Source organism: Oribacterium sp. C9 (assembly GCF_002007235.1).
Lineage (GTDB): Bacteria > Bacillota > Clostridia > Lachnospirales > Lachnospiraceae > Oribacterium.
On sequence record NZ_MUHW01000009.1, the window covers coordinates 1 to 25,475 of the forward strand.

General features: G+C 45.3%; 19 protein-coding genes. 15 read left to right on the plus strand and 4 right to left on the minus strand.

All coding sequences use genetic code 11. The annotated features are described in order from the left end of the window. Window positions 1-26 precede the first annotated feature (26 nt). Window positions 27-212 carry a hypothetical protein gene (locus BXO88_RS16305; protein WP_139355536.1) on the minus strand — a complete coding sequence of 62 codons (186 nt, stop codon included), beginning with the start codon at window positions 210-212 and terminating at the stop codon, window positions 27-29. Window positions 213-439: 227 nt separating this feature from the next. Between BXO88_RS16305 and BXO88_RS06960 the strand changes: the two genes are divergently transcribed. From BXO88_RS06960 to BXO88_RS07000, 9 genes are all read left to right on the plus strand, one after another. Continuing rightward, window positions 440-1,375 carry a transporter substrate-binding domain-containing protein gene (locus BXO88_RS06960; protein WP_078037035.1) on the plus strand — a complete coding sequence of 312 codons (936 nt, stop codon included), beginning with the start codon at window positions 440-442 and terminating at the stop codon, window positions 1,373-1,375. A gap of 233 nt (window positions 1,376-1,608) precedes the next feature. After that, entirely contained in the window at window positions 1,609-2,388 is a 780-nt protein-coding gene (locus BXO88_RS06965; RefSeq protein WP_049932364.1) for an amino acid ABC transporter permease, read from the plus strand. Continuing rightward, window positions 2,375-3,130, plus strand: coding sequence for an amino acid ABC transporter ATP-binding protein (locus BXO88_RS06970; protein ID WP_078037036.1), 756 nt, complete (start codon window positions 2,375-2,377; stop codon window positions 3,128-3,130). Before BXO88_RS06965 ends, BXO88_RS06970 begins: the two co-directional genes overlap by 14 nt. A 110-nt stretch (window positions 3,131-3,240) precedes the next feature. Continuing rightward, window positions 3,241-4,677: a M20 family metallopeptidase gene (locus BXO88_RS06975; RefSeq protein WP_078037123.1), complete on the plus strand. Its 1,437-nt coding sequence runs from the start codon at window positions 3,241-3,243 to the stop codon at window positions 4,675-4,677. Window positions 4,678-4,758: 81 nt separating this feature from the next. Continuing rightward, window positions 4,759-6,684 carry a YgiQ family radical SAM protein gene (locus BXO88_RS06980; RefSeq protein WP_078037037.1) on the plus strand — a complete coding sequence of 642 codons (1,926 nt, stop codon included), beginning with the start codon at window positions 4,759-4,761 and terminating at the stop codon, window positions 6,682-6,684. A gap of 329 nt (window positions 6,685-7,013) precedes the next feature. Further along, the gene (locus tag BXO88_RS06985) at window positions 7,014-8,186 is read left to right on the plus strand and encodes a D-alanyl-D-alanine carboxypeptidase family protein (protein ID WP_078037038.1); all 1,173 of its coding nucleotides are present in this window, start codon (window positions 7,014-7,016) and stop codon (window positions 8,184-8,186) included. Window positions 8,187-8,332: 146 nt separating this feature from the next. After that, on the plus strand, window positions 8,333-10,063 hold the full coding sequence (locus BXO88_RS16850) for an ATP-binding cassette domain-containing protein (protein WP_078037039.1): 1,731 nt from the start codon (window positions 8,333-8,335) through the stop codon (window positions 10,061-10,063). A gap of 113 nt (window positions 10,064-10,176) precedes the next feature. Then, window positions 10,177-11,112 (plus strand): ABC transporter permease, encoded by a 936-nt coding sequence (locus BXO88_RS06995; protein ID WP_078037040.1) that lies wholly within the window; start codon window positions 10,177-10,179, stop codon window positions 11,110-11,112. A gap of 138 nt (window positions 11,113-11,250) precedes the next feature. Beyond that, a complete protein-coding gene (locus tag BXO88_RS07000) occupies window positions 11,251-13,809 on the plus strand; it encodes a response regulator (protein ID WP_078037041.1) in 2,559 nt (852 codons plus the stop codon). Between the two features lie 291 nt (window positions 13,810-14,100). Here BXO88_RS07000 and BXO88_RS07005 read toward each other — a convergent pair whose 3' ends face one another. Continuing rightward, entirely contained in the window at window positions 14,101-15,111 is a 1,011-nt protein-coding gene (locus BXO88_RS07005; RefSeq protein ID WP_078037042.1) for a LacI family DNA-binding transcriptional regulator, read from the minus strand. Between the two features lie 334 nt (window positions 15,112-15,445). Here BXO88_RS07005 and BXO88_RS07010 point away from each other — a divergent pair, with 334 nt between their 5' ends. Then, window positions 15,446-16,081, plus strand: coding sequence for a Maf family protein (locus BXO88_RS07010; protein WP_078037043.1), 636 nt, complete (start codon window positions 15,446-15,448; stop codon window positions 16,079-16,081). 120 nt (window positions 16,082-16,201) lie between these two features. After that, window positions 16,202-17,590, plus strand: coding sequence for an MATE family efflux transporter (locus tag BXO88_RS07015; RefSeq protein ID WP_242945171.1), 1,389 nt, complete (start codon window positions 16,202-16,204; stop codon window positions 17,588-17,590). Window positions 17,591-17,757: 167 nt separating this feature from the next. Here the strand turns inward: BXO88_RS07015 and BXO88_RS07020 are convergent, their stop codons facing one another. Beyond that, complete coding sequence (locus tag BXO88_RS07020) at window positions 17,758-19,218, minus strand: sensor histidine kinase (RefSeq protein ID WP_078037044.1); 1,461 nt, start codon at window positions 19,216-19,218, stop codon at window positions 17,758-17,760. 6 nt (window positions 19,219-19,224) lie between these two features. After that, complete coding sequence (locus tag BXO88_RS07025) at window positions 19,225-19,896, minus strand: response regulator transcription factor (RefSeq protein WP_078037045.1); 672 nt, start codon at window positions 19,894-19,896, stop codon at window positions 19,225-19,227. Window positions 19,897-20,213: 317 nt separating this feature from the next. Between BXO88_RS07025 and BXO88_RS07030 the strand changes: the two genes are divergently transcribed. From BXO88_RS07030 to BXO88_RS07045, 4 genes are all read left to right on the plus strand, one after another. Further along, window positions 20,214-21,314, plus strand: coding sequence for an S-layer homology domain-containing protein (locus tag BXO88_RS07030; protein WP_078037046.1), 1,101 nt, complete (start codon window positions 20,214-20,216; stop codon window positions 21,312-21,314). A gap of 24 nt (window positions 21,315-21,338) precedes the next feature. Beyond that, a complete protein-coding gene (locus BXO88_RS07035; RefSeq protein WP_078037047.1) occupies window positions 21,339-23,141 on the plus strand; it encodes an efflux RND transporter periplasmic adaptor subunit in 1,803 nt (600 codons plus the stop codon). A 491-nt stretch (window positions 23,142-23,632) separates the two neighbouring features. Next, window positions 23,633-24,292 (plus strand): ABC transporter ATP-binding protein, encoded by a 660-nt coding sequence (locus BXO88_RS07040; protein WP_078037125.1) that lies wholly within the window; start codon window positions 23,633-23,635, stop codon window positions 24,290-24,292. Continuing rightward, window positions 24,276-25,466: an ABC transporter permease gene (locus tag BXO88_RS07045; RefSeq protein WP_168171643.1), complete on the plus strand. Its 1,191-nt coding sequence runs from the start codon at window positions 24,276-24,278 to the stop codon at window positions 25,464-25,466. The genes BXO88_RS07040 and BXO88_RS07045 overlap by 17 nt, the downstream gene beginning before the upstream one ends. The last annotated feature ends 9 nt before the right edge of the window (window positions 25,467-25,475 follow it).

Below are 25,475 nucleotides of genomic sequence, written 5' to 3' on the forward strand. Positions count from 1 at the left end.
CTGGCGGTAGGGAACTTTTTGATTTTTTACTGTCCGCTTGACGGGTAGCATACCACATTCTCTCTGGCAGCTGCACTTTTTTTCGCGATAAAGTCATCAAGTGACTCCATGAACGCCGGGCTTGCACGGGCGGACATGGAGGCATTTGATGACCAACGCGGAATCGACCATCTCCGATGGGAGATTACGATAAAGCCATCAAGTGACTCCATGAACACCGGGCTTGCACGAGCGGGTCAATTTGCATAAATCTACACTATAAATCTGATTTTATGCATCCGAATTTGCATATTATTCAATATTTTTGAATTTTCTGTATAAAAATACTTGATTTATCCGGAATAAGGTATATAATCTAAAAACATAGTAAACAAGTGAAGTTATACAACTTTTTTTCACCATAACTATATCGAATGTATCTCGATTGGAGGAGGATATTATGAAGAAGACTTTCAGCGTACTTATGGCAACAGTACTTGCCGCTGCTACACTTGCAGCATGCGGTTCATCAAAGGCTCCTGAGACAGCAGCTGCTACAACAGCCGCAGCAGCAACAGAAGCAGGAGACGCAGCAAAGGACACTACAGCAGCTGCTGAAAATAAAGAGGCAGCAGCAGAGTTCACAACCATCACACCTGGTAAGCTCACTATCGGAACATCACCTGACTTCGCACCATACGAGTTCTATCACATCAACAACGGAAATCCTGAGCTCGTTGGTTTCGATATCTCACTTGCCCAGAAGATCGCTGACGAACTTGGTCTCGAGCTTCAGGTAGTTCCTATCGATTTCGACGGTATCCTCATGGAGCTTCAGAACGGAAACATTGACCTCGGTATCTCTGGTTTCTCACCAAGCCCTGAGCGTGCACAGACCTTTGACTTTTCTGATATCTACTACACAGGCGGACAGGCTTTCGTGATCCGTAAGGCTGATGCAGACAAGTACAAGGATTATGCAGCATTTGACAAGCTTCCTGTAGGTGCACAGACAGGCTCTATCCAGATGGGTCTTGCAGAGAAGAACACTCCTAACGCCAACATCATCGGACTTGCAAAGGTTACTGATATCGTTTCAGAGATGGTTTCAGGAAAGCTTGAAGGCGCATTCATCGAGAAGGCAGTAGCAGAGCAGTACATCAAGAACTATCCTGAGCTTCAGATCGCATGGGATGTTGAGTACGATACAGAGGGTTCAGCCATCGCTCTTAAGAAGGGCAGTGACCTTGCTCCAGCAGTAAACAAGGTCATCAGTGAAGTTCTTGCAGACGGTACTATGGATGAGTACATCGCAACTGCACAGGAGCTTGCATCTGATTCCGAGAATGTCTTCGAGGGTCAGCTTGATGCAAACGGTCAGGTAGCTGCAAACTAATTCTGAGCATTCTTAATTAAATCTTTTTCTCCGGGCTTTGACCCGGAGATTTTTTGAGTTTATTGTTGCATCTGTTTTTCTGTAAATCCTGCAATATCACAGTTTTTTCTATCTTGCGTTTACAGGAGGCTTATAATAAACTCTGTGTAGCCGAAAAATGACTTCGGACCATCCTTTTACACCTGAAGTTATATGGCTTTATATTTGTAATTTGAAAGGCAGGAATATTTTTTATGACCATCAGTTGGGGTAATATTGAAAAGATACTCACCTATGGCAACATGTTCCAGCAGGGTCTCATAGTTACTGTCCTGTTGGCACTTTGCACAGTTTTCTTCGGTTTCTTCTTGGCTTTCGGACTTGCACTCATGCTTCTGTCCGATGTGAGACCCTTCAGATATCTCGAGAAGGTAAAGACCGATGACATTAACAAAAAGAAGAGAAACGACTTTATCGCGAAGTTCAACCCGGTGAAGCTCATCGCCAACTGCTACGTGCAGTTCGTAAGATGTACTCCTATGCTGGTTCAGATATTCCTTGTCTACTATATAGTATTCGGATTTATCACACTTCCCAAGTTCACATTCTTCGGCTTCATTCAGTTCGAAAGATTCTTCCCGGCAGCTGTTGCCCTCGCACTTAATTCCGGCGGATACATGAGTGCAGTCATCAGAGGCGGTATCGAAGGTGTCGACAACGGGCAGACCGAGGCAGCAAGATCTCTTGGTATGAGCAAGGCACAGACTATGTACCACATCATCCTTCCGCAGGCTATCAAGAACATCCTTCCTGCAGTTGCCAACGAATTCGTTACCATCATCAAGGAGTCTTCAATCTGCTATACCATCGGTGTACAGGACATCATGTTCAATGTTAAGAGCGTTCAGTCAGCGACCTTCATCATCGCAGAGCCTCTCCTCATGGCAACATTCCTTTACTTCTGCCTGTGCTTCCCGACATCAAAGATCATCGAGTATGTAGAGAGGAGGATGCGTCAAAGTGACAACAGATAATACAGCACTTATCAAGGTAAGAGACCTTAAGAAACATTATAATTACGGAGCCATCAAGGCCCTCGACGGTATAAACATTGACATCAACAAGGGAGACGTTATGGTAGTCATCGGACCATCAGGTTCCGGTAAGTCTACCTTCCTCCGCAGCTTAAACCTTTTGGAGGAGCCTACAGACGGAAGTATCGTTTTCGATGGCAGAGACATCGTAAATGAAAAGATCAATCTGGATGAGTTCCGTGAGAGAATGGGAATGGTATTCCAGCACTTCAATCTTTTCCCTCACAAGACCATACTTGAAAACCTGACCCTTGCCCCTCAGATCGTAAAGGGAAAAAGCAAGGAAGAGGCAGAGAAGAAGGCACTTGAGCTTCTCGACAGAGTAGGCCTCAAGGACAGAGCTTCCGCTTATCCTGTTCAGCTTTCAGGCGGACAGAAGCAGAGAGTTGCCATCGTAAGAGCACTCTGCATGGATCCTGAAGTCATGCTTTTTGATGAGCCTACTTCAGCTCTTGACCCTGAAATGGTAGGAGAGGTTCTGGAAGTTATGAAGGAGCTCGCCAAAGATGGTATGACCATGGTATGCGTTACCCATGAGATGGGCTTTGCCCGTGAAGTCGGAAACCGTGTAGTATTCATGGCTGACGGAAACATCATCGAAGAGGGTACACCCGAAAAGATATTCGATCATCCTGAAAGTCCGAGACTCAAGGACTTCCTCGGCAAGGTTCTCGAAGCATAAATAGACAAAGAGGCTGAGGCCTCCGTAAACCCGAGATGCATCATAAATGTATCTCGGGTTTTGTTAAAAATACATTAAAAGGTCAAACTATGACCGGAAAGAAGGACATCATGACTGAACTTAAAAAGCAGGTAGTAAACTTCATTGATCAGAACAAAGGGATCTTCACTGAATTATCAGACAAGATCTGGGCGAATCCCGAACTCAGCCTCAAGGAATATAAATCTGCAGCTCTTTATGAAAAGGTTCTGGAGGAGAACGGTTTTAAGGTAGAGAAAAATTTCGACAACATTGAGACAGCATTCACCGGCACCTACGGTTCAGGTCATCCTGTAATCGGAATTCTCGGAGAGTACGATGCTCTTTCCGGTTTAAGCCAGGAACGCAATGCTCTTTCACATACACCTCTTGTAGAAGGCGGAGCAGGTCACGGCTGCGGTCACAACATGCTGGGCACAGGAGCTCTCGCGGCTGCCTTCGGAATCAAGCATTATCTGGAAACAAGCGGTCATGAAGGAACAGTCATCTTCTATGGATGTCCGGGAGAAGAGGGCGGCGCCGCAAAGGCCTTTATGGCGAGAGACGGTGTCTGGAAGGACCTTGATGCAGCTCTTACATGGCATCCTGAAGATGTCAATGAGATAAAGACCGGAACCAATAACTCCACAATTCAGATACTCTATGATTTCCACGGTGTATCAGCTCATGCAGCCGGAGATCCCGAACACGGAAGATCAGCCCTCGATGCTGTAGAACTCATGAATACAGGTGTCCAGTACCTGAGAGAGCACATGACTTCTGACTGCCGTGTGCATTATGCCATAACAAATGCAGGAGGAGTTTCGCCTAACGTGGTTCAGGATCATGCCTCTGTTCTTTATATGGTACGTGCAGGAAAAGTGAAAAATTGTGTTGAACTTTTAAAACGTGTCGATAAAATAGCTGAGGGCGCTTCCCTTATGACTGAGACCAGCTTCGACAGGACCTTTATCGACGGAACTGCGGATCTTGTTCCAAACTTTACACTGGAAAAGGTTCTCTATGAAAACTTCAGCGAGCTTGGTGTTCCTGAATACACAGAAGAGGAGTTCGAGTTCGCAAAGAAGCTAAGCGCAACCTGTCCTGAGAATCCCGCACCGGGCTTTGCATCAAAATATGATGATGAGATAAGGGAATATACCGAAAAAGAGAGCCAGCACGGAACAACAGGAATCAACAACTTCCTGATTCCGCTCTATCACAGTACTGCTTTTCAGGCAGGCTCAACAGATGTGGGTGACGTTTCATGGGAGACTCCTACAGGACAGATTCATGTGGCAGGTTTCGTAAACGGTGCACCGGGTCACAGCTGGCAGAATGTTTCCTGCGGAGGATCGAGCATCGGCCACAAGGCACTTATTCATGCGGGAAAGGTGCTGGCATGTGCTGCATTGGACCTCTATGAGGATCCTGATATACTGAAGGAAGCAAGAGAAGAATTTGAAAAACGAACCGCTTCAGGCTATGTCTGTCCTATAGAGAAGGATGCGAAGCCCATAGCGCTGTAAATCTGAATTGAGGATAAAAGACCAGCCTCGCCTATGTGGGATGCTGGGCGGCATCCTCAATTCCAAAGAATTGAGGATCATATGTACGAAGGTTTTTTACCAATTAATAAAGAGGATATGCTGGAGAGAGGCTGGACACAGCCTGATTTTGTCTATGTCTCCGGTGACGCATACGTGGATCATTCAAGCTTCGGTCCGGCCATCATTTCGAGAGTGCTGGAGGCTCACGGCTACAAGGTAGCCATGCTGCCGCAGCCTGACTGGAACAATCCTGAATCCGTAACGGAATTCGGAGAGCCACGCCTTGGTTTCCTTGTTTCTTCGGGAAACATGGACTCCATGGTGAACCACTATACGGTTGCGAAAAAGCATCGTAAGACCGATGCTTATACTCCGGGAGGAGTCATGGGAAAACGTCCAGACAGAGCCACAACCGTATACTGCAATCTCATTCGAAAGACTTATAAGCATACACCCATCATCATAGGAGGTATCGAAGCCAGTCTAAGAAGACTTTCTCACTATGATTACTGGTCCGACAGCATTCGCCGCTCTGTACTTTTGGACAGTGGTGCAGATCTCATTTCCTATGGAATGGGAGAGCACAGTATCGTAGAGATCGCCGACGCCCTGAACTCGGGACTTGCAGTCAAGGACATCACCTGGATCCCTGGAACTGTTTATAAGACCCGTTCTGAGGCAGACATCTATGACGCGGTGAGACTTCCGGATTTTGAAGAGATAAAGGCAAGTAAGAAAAAGTATGCTGAAAGCTTCGCCATCCAATACAGAAACACCGACCCTATAAGCGCGAAGCGGGTCTATGAGTGTTATGACGGAGCCATGTTCGTGGTTCAGAACCCGCCTTCACTTCCCCTCACCGAGATGGAAATGGATGATGTCTATTCCCTGCCTTTCATGAGGGCATGGCATCCGATTTACGATAAGGACGGAGGCATCCCTGCCTTTGGTGAGATAAAGGAAAGTATCACTCAGGCAAGAGGCTGCTTCGGAGAATGTAATTTCTGCGCCATCACCATGCATCAGGGACGTATAGTCCAGGCCCGTTCCCATGAAAGCGTACTGAAGGAGGCAAAGGACATAACTCAGGATCCTGAATTCAAGGGCTACATCTTTGACGTGGGTGGTCCTACTGCGGAATTCAGAGGTCCTGCCTGCGGTAAGCAGCTGACTCACGGTGCCTGCATTAACAAAAAATGTCTCTGGCCGGAGCCATGCAAGAACCTGAAGGTTGATCACTCCGACTATGTAAAGCTGCTTCGTGAAGTACGATCGCTGCCGGGAGTAAAGAAGGTATTTGTACGTTCAGGCTTCCGTTTTGACTACCTTATGGCGGATTCCAACAAGGAATTCCTGAGAGAGATCTGCAAATATCACGTTTCAGGACAGATGCGAGTGGCACCGGAGCATGTTTCCGACAATGTTCTGAAGGAGATGGGTAAACCCGGAGTTTCTGTCTATAACTCCTTCGTAAAGGAATTTGAGAAGATAAACAAGGAGATGGGACTTAACCAGTACATCGTTCCTTACCTTATGTCCAGCCATCCGGGTTCAAGACTCAAGGATGCCATCACTCTTGCAGAGTACATAAGAGATATGGGATACATTCCCGATCAGGTACAGGATTTCTATCCAACCCCTGGTACAGTGTCCACAGCCATGTACTATACAGGTTTAAATCCTCTCACCATGGAAGAGGTGTATGTTCCGAAAAATCCTCATGAGAAGGCGATGCAACGTGCCCTTATCCAGTATCGTAGACCTGAGAACTATGAGCTTGTCAAAGAGGCGCTTCTCAAGGAACATCGTGAGGACCTTATAGGCTTCGGACCTGAATGTCTCATTCGCCCGAGAAAACCTCAGGAGGAATCATCCGGCGGAAAGCGTACTGAAAGGAGCCGTAATATCAGCGGTAAACCTTCTAAAGGAAGACATGAAGACCGAAAAACTTCACGAGGCGGCAACAGGAAAAAAATCATAAGGTAAAAACACCTTAGGAGAGCATGACACAGTCGTGCTCTCTTTTTTTGACCAAAACATCAAATGAACCGTGGGCTTTCACGGGATGATGTTTGACATTCAGTACATCAATCCGATATACCGCAGGATGTTTGTATCACTGATTAATTTTGACCTTTAAATCGAAATGATTTGTTAAGGTATGAAGCGTCATTCCCATGCTAAAATGTAGACACTTATGATGGGATGAGTATGGAGTTTATGTGCATCAATGTACTATCCATGGCATCCGGATATTTTTAGAGAGGATCAGAGCTCAACCCGGAGCATTTCCCCGGGAAAAGCTTATTTACATTATGAAAAATCATTCCAAGTTCATCAAACGAACAGCCGCTGAAATTCTTATAGCCGTTATGGCAACTGTCAATGTCTCCACCATTACACTTGCAGATACCAGATCAATCACTGTAGAAATCTCGGATTACGGTCCTGTTGGCGCCCCGGCAAATTCAGGCGAGAGCAGTTCTCAGCTCATACCGGAAACCAAGGCCGATGATAAAGCGGACTCTACTGTAAGTTCAAACACGGCGTCAGATACAGCTTCATCTGCCGAAAGCTCTGCCGCTTCAACAGAAGCTGCAGAAGCCTCACAGTCTGCCTCCACATCGTCTGAATCTGCCGCTTCAACTGATACTACATCCTCTGCCGTATCGGCAGTTCAGAATTCCGTTAAGAACTTCCTGAAAACAAATCTTACAGCCACACCGGAGGTAAATGCCAACTTTGCTATCCTTGTTGATTCTGATTCAAATCTCATAGTTGCTGATAAAAACGGGGAGACCAGGATGAATCCAGCATCCATGACAAAGGTCATGACTCTTCTCGTTGCATGCGAGCATCTCACAGACCTCTCTGAAAAAGTTGAGATCACTCAGGATATCGTAGATTACGTTCAGAAAGAGGGCGCTTCAAACTGTGGTTTCAAGGCCGGAGAGAAGGTTACCGTTCAGGATCTTCTCTATGGTCTCATACTTCCTTCCGGAGCCGATGCAGCCCTTGCCCTTGTACGTCACATAGCAGGTTCAGAGGAACAATTTGTAAATCTTATGAACCAAAAGGCACAGGAGCTTGGTATTTCCGCAACAACACATTATACTAATTGTACAGGGCTTTATGGTGCCGATCATTACACCACCGCAAAGGACATGGCGCTGGTTATGAAGTATGCTGCCGCTGACCCATATGCAAGTGCAGTTCTTGCAACGAGAAATTACACGACGAAAGCCAGCAACAAGCACAGCAACGGCATAACATTTTCAAATCTTTTCCTGAAACGTATAGACGGACAGGAATCCGGCGGTGAAGCATTGATGGCAAAGACCGGTTACATTTCGAAAGCAGGCAACTGTGCGGTTTCTTATTTCACAGCTCCGAGCGGACATCATTATATCTGTGTGACCGGAAAGACTCAGGGTGCATGGAATGTAGTATATGCACATGCCGAGCTTTACAAGAAATACGGAAAATAAATGATACTGATGCTTTATGTAGTGACAGCTTTTAAGATAAGCTGCCAATGCTTAAGGCGCATCACTTAATAAAAATGTATTCCAACCTAAGAACCCTTTGCAAATAATGATAAAATGGGATGTCATTCCCATTTATGGAGGAAAAGATGGCTGGGATTTTGGGCGAGCTTGTTGGTCCTGCAAAACTAGTTGCTATAACTATAGGGGAGATTCCCGAACAGTTTAAGGTTGATGGCGAACTAAATATAGGCCGGCGGCGTTTCTTTAAATTCAAGAATGAAACCAAAATATATCTGGAATACCCTCTCCTTGCAAAAGATCAGGCAAAACTGATTCATTTACTGGGAGAGTGGCACTATATAAATCTGACTGACCAGAACACAACCACTATAGATGATGAAGAACTCCCTTTTAAGGGTGACAGGATCCTGAAAAACGGAGATATCATCAGGATAAAGCGAGGGGAAGATACTCTGATCTTTGTCTTTCTCATCAGGTTCTCCGGTGAACTTGAATGGAAACGTGTATATCTTGACAGAGATCAAAAGATCTATCACATCTACAGTCATGCGAGTGAATATAAAAAGAAACCGGAAAACTCAGCTGAGAACGATTCTGAATCCTCTGAGGAAACTCAGGAAAACGCCGAAGGAGAAGAAAGTGCAGACTCTGATCCTGGCGCTCATCATGCGATACTCAGATATACAGACGGTTACTGGCAGGTAGAGGACACCAACACCACAAGGGGTGTCTACGTAAACCAGAACAAAATAGACGGGTTTAAACTTCTGAACCTGTTTGACGTTATAAACATTGGCAGCACCCACTTCGTTTTCTACGGAGACTATATAGCTTATAATCTGGAAACCTTCAGAGACAATGATCTGGAGATACACATCCGGGAAAGATCTGTACGTGGATTTTTTAAACGTCAGATCCTGCTGAAGGATATCAATCTACGGATAGAGCCAGGAAATATGGTGCTTATCCTGGGTGGCTCCGGAGCCGGTAAGACAACCTTTATCAATGCCGTGACCGGCTATGAAAAGGCCGATGCCGCCATCCGTCAGGGCGATGTGGACGTTTATGGTGACTACGAAAAAATGAAATACAGGATAGGTATGGTGCCTCAGCAGGATCTGCTTCGCGGCGATGATACCGTGATCATGACTCTTTCCAATGCTGCAGAGATGCGTATGCCTACTAGTGCTGACAGTGCCGAGAGAAAAGAAAGGGTGAATGAGCTTCTCCGTCTTTTCGGTCTGGAAAATGTGAGAAGTGAGCTTGTTGACAAGCTTTCCGGAGGTCAGAGAAAACGTCTGTCCATCGCTACAGAGTTTGTAGCGAATCCAAGTATATTTATTCTGGATGAGCCTGATTCAGGTCTTGACGGTGTTATGGCGAGAGATCTGATGAAGCAGCTTAGAGACATCGCCGATCAGAACAAGATAGTTATGGTCATCACACATACCCCGGACAGAGTCATTGACCTGTTCGATAAGGTCATCGTTCTCGCAAAGGACAGCAATCAGACAGGACAGCTGGCTTTTTACGGTACCGTTGAAGAAGCAAAAAAATTCTTCAACAGAGAGACCATGGAGGATATCATCCTTACTGTAAACAGCGAAGGTGAGGGCGGCGAAGGTCAGGCAGATATTTATATACGAAAATTCGCCAGATTACGGGAAGAGGTACCTTTTACTCCTCCTGATACGATAGAAAACGGAGTCGGAGTTAAAACCTCCGATGGAAAGCCCCTTGAAGCAGAGGATGTGACCTCCGAAGCAGAGGTTGAAAATGAACCGGCTATCTCTAAAGAAGATATACTGAACGGGGATCTCCTTTCCGATGAGACCGTAGAGATAGATCTGGGCTGAGAAGCAGTCACAGCTCTTTCCGGAAGAGCACATTGCGATACACTTAACAGAGGATTACCCAGAAACACAGACTTTATCCCCTTAATCATACGAAGCAGTGAGGCAGCAGAAATATGGGAGACCTACGTAACAATCTTCATACAGGGCGATGGATCCAATCCAAAATATACTTCGGTAAGCTCTGGCGTATATTTATGAACGAGCGTGACTGGAAAGGGCTGCCTTTGTCCGCCGCCATCGCTTTACTTGTGGCCTCTGTCATGGGAACCAGTCTCTTCACCAATATGGAGAGACTCAAGGCAGGATCCTTTGCCATGGTGTGCGTATGCATATGGAACGGCTTTTTCAATTCCATCCAGATGGTGTGCCGCGAAAGAGCCATCATTAAAAGAGAGCACAGGGCAGGACTCCACATAACGGCATATATCGGAGCCCACATGATGTATCAGGCTATAATGTGCCTTCTGCAAGTGGTCATATCCATCTCCATATACAAATGGTACGGGATCACCTTTCCGGCGGAGAGCGTTGTTACCGGAAACTTCGTACTGGATTTCGGCATCACACTCTGGGTCATAACCTATTCCGCCGACATGATGGCACTTATGATATCCTGCATAGTTAAGACCACAACTGCAGCCATGACGGTGATGCCTTTTATGCTCATCATACAACTTATTTTTGCAGGTATCATTTTTACCTTTTCTTCCGGTCCTGCAGTCATTCTTGAAAAAATGACCATTAGCCATTGGGGAACAGTAGCCATTTGTTCTATCGCAGATTACAACGATCTCACTTCCCACGCACTGTTCTCTGCTCTTTATCAGTTCAGAAGTGTTCCTGAGATACAGTCGATAGTCGACTACATCCAGAGAACTGAAATCCGCTACAAAATGGATGTACTGGCTGCCAGATCCATGCAGAACTCTCTGTACGAAGGCAGTGTATCCAACGTCCTTCAATGCTGGGGAGTCATACTTCTCATAGGTGCTGTCAGCATAACTATCGGAACTCTCTGTCTTGAACTGATAGACCTCGATAAAAGATAAACAACTATACAGCTCAGTATCAGTTCTTAAATCACAGACTGATACTGAGTTTTTTACATAAAACAATAATTTTTTCTTGTCACTTTATTCCTTATATGATATAAATTTTTCCCCGATATGATATAAGAGGGCATAAGTATGTCCCATACAAGCTGTCCTGTATCTGAAATAATAAGATCAATGAACGGAATATATATGACGAACTTTATAAATGCGCTGAAAAGATTTAACCATTACGGCTATGATCAGGCAGATTATGACATAAGCCGCTACAAAATGCTGTGCCAGGCCTATGATAAATGTGTACTTTTTACCAATGTATTTCACATCATCATGGGTGTTTTCACAGTGCTCAGCTGCTTCAGACTCATACGGATCGAGATGCTCCCCGAGTACCTTGGTTTCTTTACCATACTTTCCATGATAAGAGTCTATTATCATTTCTGTCATGACACTTCTGCCCGTCATTATGCCGGAGTATGCCGCCTGTCCATTTCATTACTTCTGTTTTTCGGTTTAGTGGAATCGCTGTCAGACACCAGAGTTGTGGCCACTGCCATGCTGGCTCTTTTCATCGTAACAGCAACCGTCTTTGCAGACTCCATGCTGACATACATTGTATTATGCTTTATAAACGTGGGCTTACTGATTTTTTCATCCGCAATGTTTAAATCCGAATTTCTGGCTGCCGGAGATATGGTAAACGGCATAACTTTCGGAGTAGTCGCCGTAGCCATACATTATATAGTGCAGAGAGAGCGTCTGGAGTATCATGTCACCTCGGCACAGCTTCAGAAGCTCAGGGAAGAACAGCTTGAAAATGAGCTTTCTGTTATCAAAGCCTCAAACGATGCAAAATCCCTGTTCCTGTCCAAGATGTCTCATGAGATACGTACTCCCATAAATGCCATCCTCGGTATGAATGAGATGATCATGCGCGAGTACGACGAAGATCAGTTAAACGAATACACCGCCAATATCCAGAGCTCTGGAGAAACACTTCTCACCATAATCAACGATATCCTGGACTTCTCAAAGATAGAAGCAAAGAAGATGGAGATAATACCTGTGCGGTATGAGCTCAGTACTCTCGTCAATGACATTGTCACTATGATAAAGGTCCGTGCCCAGAAAAAGGATATAGATATAATCGTCCATGTTTCACCGGACATACCGAATTATCTCTACGGTGACGATATCAGGATAAAGCAGTGTATACTTAATATCCTCACAAATGCCGTTAAGTATACAGACAGAGGGTCTGTAACTCTGGAAATAACCGGTAGAAAGACTTCTCCCGAAGAGGTCTATATTCGCTTTAAGTCCATAGACACAGGAATAGGCATGAAGAAGGAGGATCTTCAGAAGCTCTATTCACCTTTTGAACGCATAGAAGAGAACAGAAACCGTACTATAGAGGGTACCGGTCTCGGCATGAATATCGTCAAGAACCTTCTCTCACTTATGGATGCCGGTCTTGAAGTAAGCAGCGTTTACGGAGAGGGAAGCACTGTCGAATTCGAGATAAGACAGGTGATAGTGAAAGACGTGCCTATCGGTGATTTCACAGCCACCTACAAGGAAAGTCTCAAAAACAAAGACATCCGGCACACCAGCTTTATTTCCCCAAATGGAAGAATACTGGTGATCGATGACAATTCTCTAAACCTTACAGTTATCACAGGTCTCCTTAAGGAAACAAGACTTCAGGTGGATACTGCCAGCAGCGGACTCGACGGTCTCAAAAAGGTCTGCGAGAACAATTATGACTGTGTATTCGTAGACCACCTTATGCCTCACATGGACGGCATCGAAACTCTTCAAAAAATGAGGGAAAGTGCGGAGAACAAAAATCAGGCTATCCCGTATATCGCTCTTACTGCCAATGCTATAAACGGAGCAAGAGAGGAGTACCTGGCAGCCGGTTTCGACGATTATCTTTCGAAGCCTGTTAACTCTGAGCTCTTAGAAAAGATGCTCATAAAGTATCTGCCTGAAGATAAGGTCATACTGCCTGGTAATGCGGGTTTTGATGAATCTCTGTCCAAACCGAGAAAGCTGCAGGGCCGCAGGATAGAATCAGATGGTTCGGAGCAGCCACAGCTTGTGGGGAACCTCAATTCTCTTAAGGGGATCGACCTGAAGGCTGCACTCGACAACACCGGCAGCACAGAGCTTTTGCGTACCGTGATCACAGAATACAGGGAACATATTCCTGAAAATGCCGATAAGATCGAGAGTTTATTCAGGGAACAGAACTGGAGCGACTATACCATAACGGTTCACGCTCTAAAAAGCACCTCCAGAGTCATCGGCGCCATGGAGCTTTCAGAGCTTTGTCAGAAGCTGGAGACCGCCGGAAAAACTCAGGACACAGATACCATTAATTCTCTCACAGAAACTATGCTGAAACTGTACAGAAGTTATATTGAGAATCTGAGTTTTCCTGAGGAACTTGAGACGGAGGGTGATGGAACGGCAGAAAGTACGCTGAAAACAAAGGATCTTTCCGATGTACTGAAGAGAGCCAGAGCATGCCTGGAGGATTATGATTATGATGCTGCAGAATCTGTGCTGAAGGAGCTGGATGACTCAGAGCTTACAGAGGATATAAAAGAGAAATTACAGAATATCCGGGATGCTCTTTCGAATCTTGATGCCGAAATAGGGATAGAGATAATCGATTCGATACTGTGATTATCTCTATATTTTAAAAAATATTAAATTCCGCGGGACAGCACCGGCCCACTCGATTGAAAGTACATCCTGCTTGCCATGTTCGTACCTTGCACACTTCGTGTGCCCGGATACGTACACGTCTTCGCAGTCTGTTCTTTCAACTCGCAAGCCTTGGTGCATATCCTCGCGGAATTTTCTATAATTTACTGACTGATCCTTAGATACAGGCTATATTTTTACCTCTTTTCTAATTATTAAAATACCTCCGTCTGAAAATTCTCTTCTCAGACGGAGGTATTTTTATCAGATTTACAATGTTGACTCCGACCAGTTCACTGAACACTTCAGGGTCTGGTGAATCATTTCCTCATTGGTTTCTTCGATCTGATCGATGAGTATCTCAGCAGCCTTTTGTCCCTCTTCATATGCAGGCTGAATTATGGTGCTGATCTTCGGATAGGAGAACTCCGCCCACTCGACATTATCGAAGCCTATGATCCCGAGCTTCTCCGGTATCTTGTCCTTTAGCGGCTGTAAGGCTCTGTAAACCTCGGGAAGCGCCCAACAGTTCGGTACGTATACCAGTGTCGGCCGCTCTGAATCCATATGAGCTCTGACAAATCTCTCAACCTCTTCTTTATCTATAGCGCCTTCTTTTATTTCAAGATTTTCGAAACTCAGCCCATTCTTACTTATACAATCCGTGAATCCGGAAGAACGCTCGATACGGGTACTCAGCCTTGACGGGTCCGCACCGATCATCAGGAAATTTTTGTATCCCTTTTGTATCAGGTTCTCTATGGCCCGATAGGTGGCAGAATAGTTGTCTGTCTTAACCCAGTAGGCATCGTCCTCATACACCTTACTGTCAAAATAAACGAAGGGCTTGTTCTCACCCAGAATTATCTGCGAAGTCTCATGAAAGCCTGTAGTGGGCTGTATGATAAATCCGTCTGCACCGAGAGTCAGCATGCGGCTTACATAGCTTGACTCCATCTCCGGATCATATGCTGAATTTCCTATCAGCGTCTGATACCCGCGCTTTCTGGCTGTATCCTCTATTCCTTTGACTATCTTATTGGAGAAGGTATTGGTGATGTCACCGATGATAACACCTACAAGATTCGTCTTTTTCTGATTCAGTGTTCTGGCGGCAATGTTCGGACGATAATTTGTCTTCTGAATTATCTCCTGAATTTTTCCTCTGGTCTCAGGAGACATCTTGTCAGTCTTCCCGTTCAGAAAAAACGATACTGTGGTCTTCGATACCCCCGCCATCTCCGCTATATCTTTAATAGTGATCTTTCCGTCACGTCCCATATAACTCTCCGAATTTTTGATATAAGTGTCATAAGTCTATCTATCCCTTATGCTTGCACAAAAGTGGCAGAGCAGTTCCCATGCAGACTCATTAACCGGTTAACCCGTTGATTTTCCTGGTCGTGATAATTTTAATTTTCCTGCATGTTCTTGTCAATAATACCGTCAATAAGCATATGGAATAAACTGTTCGCTTTATATATAATTATCTCTGTATCCACTGAAAGCACTTACATTTTACACAAAAACAGGATTGTACTCAGATATATACACATATTTTTTTAAGAAAAGAATATAATGCCAAACTATGCGTTAAATTTCGAAAGGATACTTTATGAACATAGATCGTTTTATTCTGGCATCTGGTTCTCCCAGAAGAAAGGAACTTCTTCAGCAGATCGGCATAACACCGGAGATCATTCCAAGCAGCATAGAAGAAGTAGTAACTTCTACCGTACCGGAAGAGGTGGTAATGTCTCTCTCGAAGCAGAAGGCTTCTGATATTGCAGAAAAGATCGCGATAGAAGAGGGAACCTCAGCTGTCATCCTTGGGGCTGACACTGTGGTCTCCATAGATGGGAAGATACTGGGAAAGCCTCATTCGCATGAAGAAGCTGCAGATATGATCAGAAACCTTCAGGGACGCACTCATCAGGTCTACACAGGTGTAACTGTCATCATAGTCTCAGCAGAAGCCTCAAACAAAAAGGAGCAGGACAAAGATAAACATCCTGAATCCTTCGGAACTATAGTTGAGAACTTTTCGATTCAGACGGATGTTCATGTATACCCTATGACCGAATCAGAGATACTTGCCTATGCAGATTCCGAGGAACCTATGGATAAAGCCGGTGCCTACGGTATCCAGGGAAGCTTCGCAAAATACGTAAAGGGCATTGACGGAGACTACAACAATGTTGTGGGACTTCCGGTAGCTGAGGTCTATCAGCGGATCAAAAACTATATTTGAATCAATCCGGCTTATTAATATCGCAAGATGTGCATCGGTATACTAATCCGCACCGATGATGAAACTTTTCACCTGGGCAGGGTATAGTCTTTGTCCTCATCAAAACAAGGAGAATAACCGGTGTATCACTATCTTTTTCGATTAAACCGTTTATATGATAAAGCAAAAATCAAATGGGACGATCTGGAATTTTCGGATATTGACCTGAAAAAGCTGCTCATCCCTCTCATGATCGAGAACCTCCTTACCGCTTTTATGGGTATGGCAGATTCCATGATGGTCACAAGAGTCGGCAGTGAGGCCATTTCCGCGGTTTCCCTGACGGATTCTATCAACACTCTGGTCATCCAGATGTTTTCCGCCATCGCAGCCGGAGGCACCATCATATGCTCTCAGTATATCGGCTCCGGAAACACTAAAAAGGCTAACAGCGCGGCTCAGCAGATCATTCTTTCTGTCATGACCATTTCTCTTTCGGTAATGCTTATCTCCGAAGTCTTCAACGCAGGCATACTTCGTCTGGTATTCGGACAGGTGGCAGATGGCGTTATGGAAAACTCCAAGGTATATTTCCGATATACTGCCGCATCCTTCCCTTTCATAGCACTTTATCAGGTGGGCGCAGCATTTTACAGAGCAGGTGGAAACAGTAAATTTCCTATGAAGGTTTCTATCATCTCAAACATAATGAACATAATAGGAAACTTCGTATTTATATTCATTTTTAACTGGAGCGTTTTCGGAGCGGCACTGTCAACTCTTATATCCCGTATGTTCTCGGCCATCGTACTGATGATCGCACTGAGACGTCCGGAACAGCCCATAGTTCTCAGACATTATTTTATAAAGCCTGACTTCGAAATGATAAAACGTATACTCTTCATCGGTATACCGTCAGGAATCGAGAACAGTATGTTCCAGTTCGGAAAGCTGGCTATCCAGTCCTCTGTGTCAACTCTGGGAACCACAGCCATAGCTGCTCAGGCAATGACCATCATTTTCGAGAACCTGAACGGTATAGCCGCTATCGCTGTTGGAACCGGTCTCATGACAGTGACGGGACAGACTCTTGGTGCCGGAAAGAGAGAAGAGGCAAAGTACTACATAGTAAAGCACGTCAGAATAGGAGATTATGTCATCGTAGCTTCGTGTCTCCTTACATTTGCACTTTGTAAGCCTGTCATGTGGCTCGCAGGCATGGAACCCGCCAGTGCCGACATGTGTTTCGATATGATGATTTATGTCACCATACTCAAATGTCTAATCTGGGTCCCGAGCTTCATCATTCCTTACGGACTGAGAGCCGCAGGCGATGTAAGCTACACCATGGTGGTCTCCTCCATGTCCATGTGGTGCACAAGAGTAGCCCTTACCACCTTCCTCATCCGCGTCATGGGCTTCGGTCCCATCGCAGTATGGTACGGCATGTCGCTTGACTGGCTGGTACGAGGACTTTTCTACATTCACAGATTCAAAGGAAAGAAGTGGATGAAACATCAGCTCATTTGATTTACATAGATAAGTGTGAAAATACGAAACGAGAAACTATCAGATACAGACTTTTGACACTAAGTTAATGATATATGATCTTCAGAACTGCACATATAAAGCAGCTTAAAATAAGACCCGGCATCGGAGTAAAATCTCCTTTGCCGGGTCTTATTTTATAAATGTCATCAAGCCAGCGGCAGCTCAACCTTGAAGGTATTGATACCGTTTTTGGATTCCGCCCATATACGTCCCTTATGGTCCTTTACTATATTCTCAGCTATGGAAAGTCCGAGACCATAGGAATGATTCATGGCTCTGGCCTCGTCTATGCGGTAGAATCGCTTGAAAATATTCTTCAGATCATCATCAGAGATCTGCTCACCGGGATCCGCAACACTCAGGAGGCACTTGTGAGAGCCTGACTTTTTAAGCGTCACCTCAACAGTTCCATTAGGAAAACTGTATTTCTGAGCATTATCCAGAAGTATCTCTATGACCTGTTTTATATACTGGGGAGCACCCTTTATGCTGATTCCTTCCTCAACATCCTCTGTGAGCATCAGCCCCTTTTCAAAGAACATGACTTCAAAGGTCATGACCTCGTTTGATACCATACGGGACATGTCGATGATCTGCTCAGGAGCCTTCTGTATAGCTCCGTTATCTACTCTCGCAAGCTGCAGAAGACTTTCCACCAGTCCCCTCATCTGATGGGACATGGTAAGGATATTGTCGGCGAACTGCATTTTTTTCTCCTCACTGAAATCCCTGGACTTAAGCATTTCCGCATCTGTGAGTATAACAGCGAGCGGTGTCTTCAGTTCATGGGACGCATCGGAAACGAACTGTCTCTGCCGGATCCATGCATCCTCTACAGGCTTTACGGACCACCTGGCAAAAAACATGGCGATCACCAGGAATACCGTGAAGCTCAGAAGTCCGCTGAAAAAGCAGTTACGGGTCAGGTTTTTTATGGTCGCAACCTCTGAAGAAACGTCCGCAAAAACGATTATACGATTGCTTTTTCCGTCCCAGTCTTCTTCCTTAATGTTGGACGGGTCGAAATCCTCTTTACCCCCGGGTCTGTCATCTGCGGCACTTTCCGATACCGTACCCGCTTCCTCAGATTCAGCCTTTTCTGCACTCGCGTCCGTATCGGTCTTAGCCTCTGGGTCAGGATTTACCGGAAGTTTTTTTTCAGGTATTATACCCGGAATGTTTATCCCGGGAGCATTACGGACAGGGGCCGGAACCGCACGATAATATCTGAGATTATACTCTGTGAGATCCCCGAGCCTTTCCTTTCGGGAAAGAACTTCACTCACCAGAGAATTGATGGTCTCTTCATCTGTAAGATCATAAAAATCACCATCGGTTGCAATGATGTTCCCATCCGTATCTACCTCAACTCTGAAAAACGGAAGCTGAACATCGGTGGTTTCATTCATTCCCCGCCTTTCGGGACGGCGATTCTGATTCATGCCGAGAGGCATACCTGATACCCCGACTATCATTTTGACGCTATCCGAATATATACGTCGATGAGTAAGACTTATCAAAAGTCCAAATATCGCCACCAGCATGATGGTAACTATGACCATGGTTATGATAACGAAACGTATCCTCAGTTTTCTTATCATCTCCATATGAGATCAGCCCTCCAGCTCCAGATGATATCCGAGACGCCTTGCAGCAACGATGTTGACATCAGACCCGATGGACTTCAGCTTCTTTCTGAGGAAACCCACGTACACCTCCACATGATTCTCCACCGCATCCGAGTCGTAACCCCAGACCTTACTGAGTATGGTTTCCTTGGACAGATTCTTGTCCTTTGACTGCATGAGCATCCTCATGACTTCAAATTCCTTTGCGCTCAATCTTAATTCAGATTCGCCGCATATCAGACTTCCCGATCCGAGCTCCAGTGAAGTGTTACCGAATTTCAGTTCATCCACCTCTGTGCCCTGACGTCTCAAGAGAGCCGTAACACATGCAAGAAGCTCACGGCTGTCAAAAGGCTTGGTGAGATAGTAGTCCGCTCCCGAATTCAGCCCCTCAACTCTGTCCATGAGTTCAGACTTCGCAGTAAGCATAAGTATAGGGGTACTGAGATGAAGCTGACGGAGCTTTTTTGCCACCTGATAGCCATTCATCTTCGGCATCATGACATCCAGGATCAGAAGGTCATAGACACCGGTCTCTGCGTAATCAACACCTGACTCCCCGTCATATACGGCATCCGCCTCATAGCCCTTTTCCTCAAGAAGGGTCTTTATAGAATCAGCCAAAAGCTTTTCATCTTCAACAATAAGTATTTTCATTCCTGCCTCCATTTTCTCTTTTCAGTATAACTGAATACAATAAAAAATGATAACGCAGAAAGTTGAAAAGATGCTGAAAAGCCTCCATAATTGTATCAATACCGTGGTTTCCGGTTCCCGACAGTTCTGCGAGTCCCAGGTTATGTGAACATTTTGTGAAAACTTGTTTTCTGAAAGTTTCCTGAAAACTTTTTCAGCTTCGTTTCAGTTTTCATGGTTACAATGCCTCTAGTTCAGTTTTACGAGGCAGGGTGTCTCGTTTTAATCCCATGTTTATGGGGACTCATGGAAACATTCCCAACCGAAAAGGAGTAAAAATGAATAGAAGATTTATGTACGGCACACTTGCTGCGGTAACCGGCATAGTTAGTATCGTTTCATATACACCGTTAACAGCATTTGCCTCTACAACTTTGAATCAGAGGAAAAACGCACTTATAAGCGCAAAGATCATAGAGAACTTTGATGTGGTTTTAAACGAACAGACTGTCACCAGGGCAGAATTCGCAAAGATGCTCGTCATGGCATCCACATATCACACCATGGTGGCTTCGGAGTCCAATGTCTCCGTATTTTCAGATGTGCTTTCAAACTCCCAGTATGCTTCATATATACGTATAGCAGCAGAACAGGGCTGGCTCAGCGCATACCTGGGCGGTCTGTTCAAACCCGAGCAGGGCATCAAGATGGCAGAAGCCGAGAAAGCCTGCCTCTCACTGCTGGGATATACAAATGAGGTTTTTTCAGGAAATCTCGTCAACAACCGTCATGCCAAATCAACAGCCATCGGTCTCATTGAGAATGTACCAAAGGGTGTCAATGAATACCTTACTTATGAGGATTGCGTGAACCTTCTCTATAACCTCATGAAGACGAACACCTATGCCAATGAAACCGCCATTAAGACAGACAACACAATCTATGGAAAGATTTTCGGATATGAGCTTACTGACAACGACGATCTGAATCTTCTCAGTACTCTGGAGGCAAATCTCAAAGGTCCATATCTTCTTAAGCAGGATAACAGCATTTCCACTATCATTCCTTTCAATAAGAAGGCAGGAAGCTACACCCTTAACGGTGAATCTTCAACATATGATGCCATCGAGGATGCTGCGTCCAACTCGGATCCGGTAGTTGTTTACTACAACTCATCAACGAAGTCCGTTTATGCATATTCATCTTCAGGAACCAAAATGGGAACCATCACCGGCACTATCGACAATATTTACTATAGTTCAACAAACCTTATGACACCTACCTCTGTTGAGATCGGCGGTGTTGAATATCCTATCGGAAATGATGATGTTGCTTATGCATTCTCAGTTTACGGAAGTCTGGGCAAGAACGAAAAGGTAACTGTAGTCTGGTCTCTCGATTCCGAAGGAAAACAGGAAATCACAGCAGTAGCAAAATAAACTAAAAGGATTTGGGAACATCATATGAAACTTAAATTACCATCAAAAAAGCTGGTTATCGGTGCTTTAGTCCTGATAGCAGTTGCGGGAGGAGCTTACTTTTATCTGAATAAGAAAAAGGCTGTAGTGAGTTCAGATTCAGACCTGAAAACCGGAACCGTTACGAGACAGACCATCCAGTCCTCATTATCAAGCTCCGGTACCATATCCCCGAAGGACAGCTACAAGATCACTTCCATGGTAGACGGAACCATCATTTCAGCAGACTTCAAGGAAGGTGATGTGGTGGAAGAGGGGCAGGTACTCTATCAGATAGATTCATCCTCTATCAATTCAAAGCTCAACTCTGCCAACAGTACACTTGAGCGTTCGGAGAGCAGCTATTCAAGAGCTGTGAACAATTATGACAAAGCTTCCTCCGACTTCAGCGGCAACACCGTAAAGTCGAAGTACACCGGACATATAAAGACTCTCAATATCTCCATCGGAGATCAGGTAAGTGCAAACACTGAAATCGCTGAGATATATGATGATTCATCCATGAAGCTGGATGTTCCTTTTCTTTCAGTGGAAGCTTCTCTGATTCCTGTTGGAACTGCAGCCACTGTTGTTATAGAAGATACTCTCGAAGAGATAATAGGTATCGTTACCTCAGTTGATTCCATGGAAACAACTCTTTCCGGCGGACAGCTCGTGAGATATGTGACTATAGAGGTCTCAAATCCCGGTGGTCTCACCACCGATATGTCTGCAACAGCCAGCATTAACGGCATGAATTCATCAGGCGACGGTATCTTTAAGGCCGCACGAGACTTCACCATAAAGGCAGACAACCTCACCTCCTCTGTAACAGTAGAGCAGCTCCTGGTAAGCGAAGGCGATTATGTCACAGCAGGACAGCCGCTTTTCCTGGCTGATGCCGATGACATAGAGGATATCCTATACAACTACAAGGACAAGGTAGACAGCGCGAAATCCTCAGTTGAAAGTGCCAGGTCAAGTCTTGATTCCACTACGGAAACCTTTGACCACTATACAATTACAGCTCCTATTTCAGGTACTGTAGTCACAAAGAGCGTAAATGTAGGTGAGAATGTCCAGAACGGTTCTTCCGCCACATCTCTCGCAGTTATTTATGATCTTACTGAAGTCACCTTCGACATGAACATAGATGAGCTTGATATATCCAATGTCAAGGTCGGTCAGTCTGTTGACGTCACCGCTGATGCCTTCGAAGGCGAAACATTTAAGGGAACAGTCACAAAGATCTCCATGGAGGGAACCTCCTCAAATGGTGTCACATATTATCCTGTCACCGTCACCATGTCAGAGTTCGGCGGACTTCTTCCCGGCATGAATGTTGAAGGAGTTATCATTCTCGATCAAACAGAAAATGCACTTGCTATCCCTGTAGATGCCCTTCAGCGAGGAAACAAGGTTTATGTAAAGAACAAGGCAGGAGAGACCTACGATGATGCCTCATCAGTTAAGTCCTCAGACAAATCCGGAATGACGGGTTCCTTCTCCAACGTACCTGACGGCTTCCATGCGGTTTCTGTAGAAACAGGTCTAACATCCGATGATTATGTAGAGATCCTTTCTGGAGACCTGGAAGAGGGAGATGAGGTTTATGTTTCCCAGTCTACAGTAAGTTCAGGCGAATTCGGCATGATGATGGGCGGTCCCGGCGGTGGATTCGGCGGATCAGGTGCTCCGGGTGGAGCAGGCGGTGGATTCGGCGGATCCGGAGGCGGCAACAGAAGTGGCGGATACAGTGGAGGAAATCGTAGCAGCGGTGGAAGCCGAAGCGGAGGACCTCCAATGTAGATCCTGAGGAAACCACCTCAAGAGAGGCAAGTGCCTGTCATTACCGATTAGTCAAACAACCAGCATCTCACAGCATCGCTGTGAGATGTTTTAAAAAAGACAGCTTTTTAGAGATTAGTTTGAAATCAAACTTTCAAGCTAAATTGATGGGTGATATACGAACTCGGGTGATCCCGATTCGTACATGATTCATGGAGGTAATAATGAAAAAACAAATGGCTGAACAGTCCGAGTCTCAAAGCCATGAGGACACAATTGCAAAGGTTTCATCCGACGATTCTTCCGCTTCGGTCAATGCTTTTCAGGATTCTGATTCCGAAGAGGAAGAGCCTGATGAATATGCCGAAAACCACGATGAGATAGCGAAGCTTAAGGCAGCTCAAAAAGCCTCCCGGAACAGCGGAGAAAAAAGTCAGACTCTGTACATCCCCAAGGAGCATATAGGTGAACTGCCACTTCTGGAGCTTCATGACATATATAAGATATACAAGATGGGTTCCGAAGAGGTTCATGCCAACGACGGAATCTCCATCAATATATATACCGGCGAGTTCGTCGCTATAGTGGGAAAGTCCGGTTCCGGTAAATCAACTCTCATGAACATAATCGGAGCTCTGGACGTTCCAACCAGCGGAAAATATCTCATCCATGGTCAGGATACTTCCTCCATGAGTGATGATGAGCTGGCAACCATCAGAAATAAAAAGATAGGATTTATTTTCCAGCAATATAATCTGCTTCCGAGGGACAATCTTCTGGATAATGTCTGTCTCCCGCTTCTCTATGCGGGTGTACCAAAGGCAGAGCAGAAGGAGCGTGCCATGAGGCAGCTCGAGCGTGTAGGACTCGCAGACAAATGGATGCAGAAGCCAGCTCAGCTTTCCGGAGGTCAGCAGCAGAGAGTATCCATCGCAAGAGCACTTGCAGGAGATCCTGAGCTCATACTTGCGGATGAACCTACAGGAGCTCTGGATTCGAAAACTTCAAGACAGGTGCTGGGCTTCCTGAAAGACATTAACAAAGACGGCAATACCGTCGTCATGATCACACACGATAACTCCATCGCTCTTGAGGCAAAGAGAATAGTGCGTATCTCCGACGGTAAAGTAGTATATGACGGAACAGCGGAGGACTATGCTAAACTCATTTAATCTGGCTCTAAAGAGCATATGGTCAAATAAGATGCGTTCGTTCCTGACGATGCTGGGAATTATCATCGGTGTGGCTGCCGTTATCATCCTTGTAGGCATCGTCAACGGTGAAATGTCCTACATGACATCCAGCTTTGCATCCATGGGAACAAACCGTATTACCGTAAATGTAACAAACTTAAGCTCTCGTTCAGTATCGGTGGATCAGATGTACGATTTTTATTCCGATAACGAAGAGTATTTCACCTATCTTTCCCCTACTGTTTCAGTAAATGCAACAGTTAAGGTCGGAAATGAGAATTCTGATCAGACGTCCATAACAGGAGTCTCCGAGGACTATCTGGATATCATGGACTATGATCTGGAAAAGGGAAGATTCATCCAGTATGCAGACATCGCTGCGAGACAGAAGGTGGCAGTCATCGGTCTTTATGTGGCTCAGACCTATTACGAGACTGCTGAAAAAGCCATAGGTCAGCGTATCAGCGTAAATGGAACCAAATATCAGATCGTCGGCGTCGTGGAGCGTCAGACCTCCTCAAGCGATGAGATGAGTGAGGGCGGAAGCGATGACTTCCTCTATATTCCTTACACAGCAGCTGTTAAGCTGACACGTAACGGAACAATCAACAACTACACCTTTACTCTTAGAGACAGCTACGTCGAAAAGGCATCCACTGTCACCTCTGTTATCGAGGATTTCCTCTACAGCATCTTTAAAAATGATGATCTTTACAGAGTAACGGCCATGAGTGAGCTCCTCGACTCCATGAATGATATGATAGCCCAGATGTCACTTATGCTCGGTGGTATAGCAGGAATCTCACTTCTCGTAGCCGGTGTCGGTGTTATGAACATAATGCTGGTATCCGTAACAGAGCGAACCAGAGAAATAGGTATCAGAAAGGCACTTGGGGCGAAGAAATCCACTATTCTTATGCAGTTCGTGATCGAGGCAGCCGTAACCAGTTCCATGGGCGGTGTGATAGGCATCGTTATAGGCTGTATAGGGACCACCATGGCAGGAAAGATAATGAATATCGATGCACAGCCATCCTTCGGCTGGATCATCGCATCCTTCACCATCTCCATGAGTATAGGTCTGATTTTCGGATACATGCCTGCGAGAAGCGCGGCGACACTCAATCCTATCGATGCCCTTCGTTCGGATTGATATAACGAT

Coding starts and splice junctions, on each gene's coding strand:
- BXO88_RS07005 (WP_078037042.1), bottom strand. CDS start 15,111: ATGGGACGTGACGGAAAGATCACTATTAAAGATATAGCGGAGATGGCG.
- BXO88_RS06975 (WP_078037123.1), top strand. CDS start 3,241: ATGACTGAACTTAAAAAGCAGGTAGTAAACTTCATTGATCAGAACAAA.
- BXO88_RS06980 (WP_078037037.1), top strand. CDS start 4,759: ATGTACGAAGGTTTTTTACCAATTAATAAAGAGGATATGCTGGAGAGA.
- BXO88_RS07000 (WP_078037041.1), top strand. CDS start 11,251: ATGTCCCATACAAGCTGTCCTGTATCTGAAATAATAAGATCAATGAAC.
- BXO88_RS07030 (WP_078037046.1), top strand. CDS start 20,214: ATGAATAGAAGATTTATGTACGGCACACTTGCTGCGGTAACCGGCATA.
- BXO88_RS16850 (WP_078037039.1), top strand. CDS start 8,333: ATGGCTGGGATTTTGGGCGAGCTTGTTGGTCCTGCAAAACTAGTTGCT.
- BXO88_RS07040 (WP_078037125.1), top strand. CDS start 23,633: ATGGGTTCCGAAGAGGTTCATGCCAACGACGGAATCTCCATCAATATA.
- BXO88_RS06965 (WP_049932364.1), top strand. CDS start 1,609: ATGACCATCAGTTGGGGTAATATTGAAAAGATACTCACCTATGGCAAC.
- BXO88_RS07045 (WP_168171643.1), top strand. CDS start 24,276: ATGCTAAACTCATTTAATCTGGCTCTAAAGAGCATATGGTCAAATAAG.
- BXO88_RS07025 (WP_078037045.1), bottom strand. CDS start 19,896: ATGAAAATACTTATTGTTGAAGATGAAAAGCTTTTGGCTGATTCTATA.
- BXO88_RS06995 (WP_078037040.1), top strand. CDS start 10,177: ATGGGAGACCTACGTAACAATCTTCATACAGGGCGATGGATCCAATCC.
- BXO88_RS06985 (WP_078037038.1), top strand. CDS start 7,014: ATGAAAAATCATTCCAAGTTCATCAAACGAACAGCCGCTGAAATTCTT.
- BXO88_RS07035 (WP_078037047.1), top strand. CDS start 21,339: ATGAAACTTAAATTACCATCAAAAAAGCTGGTTATCGGTGCTTTAGTC.
- BXO88_RS07010 (WP_078037043.1), top strand. CDS start 15,446: ATGAACATAGATCGTTTTATTCTGGCATCTGGTTCTCCCAGAAGAAAG.
- BXO88_RS07020 (WP_078037044.1), bottom strand. CDS start 19,218: ATGGAGATGATAAGAAAACTGAGGATACGTTTCGTTATCATAACCATG.
- BXO88_RS16305 (WP_139355536.1), bottom strand. CDS start 212: ATGGAGTCACTTGATGGCTTTATCGTAATCTCCCATCGGAGATGGTCG.
- BXO88_RS06960 (WP_078037035.1), top strand. CDS start 440: ATGAAGAAGACTTTCAGCGTACTTATGGCAACAGTACTTGCCGCTGCT.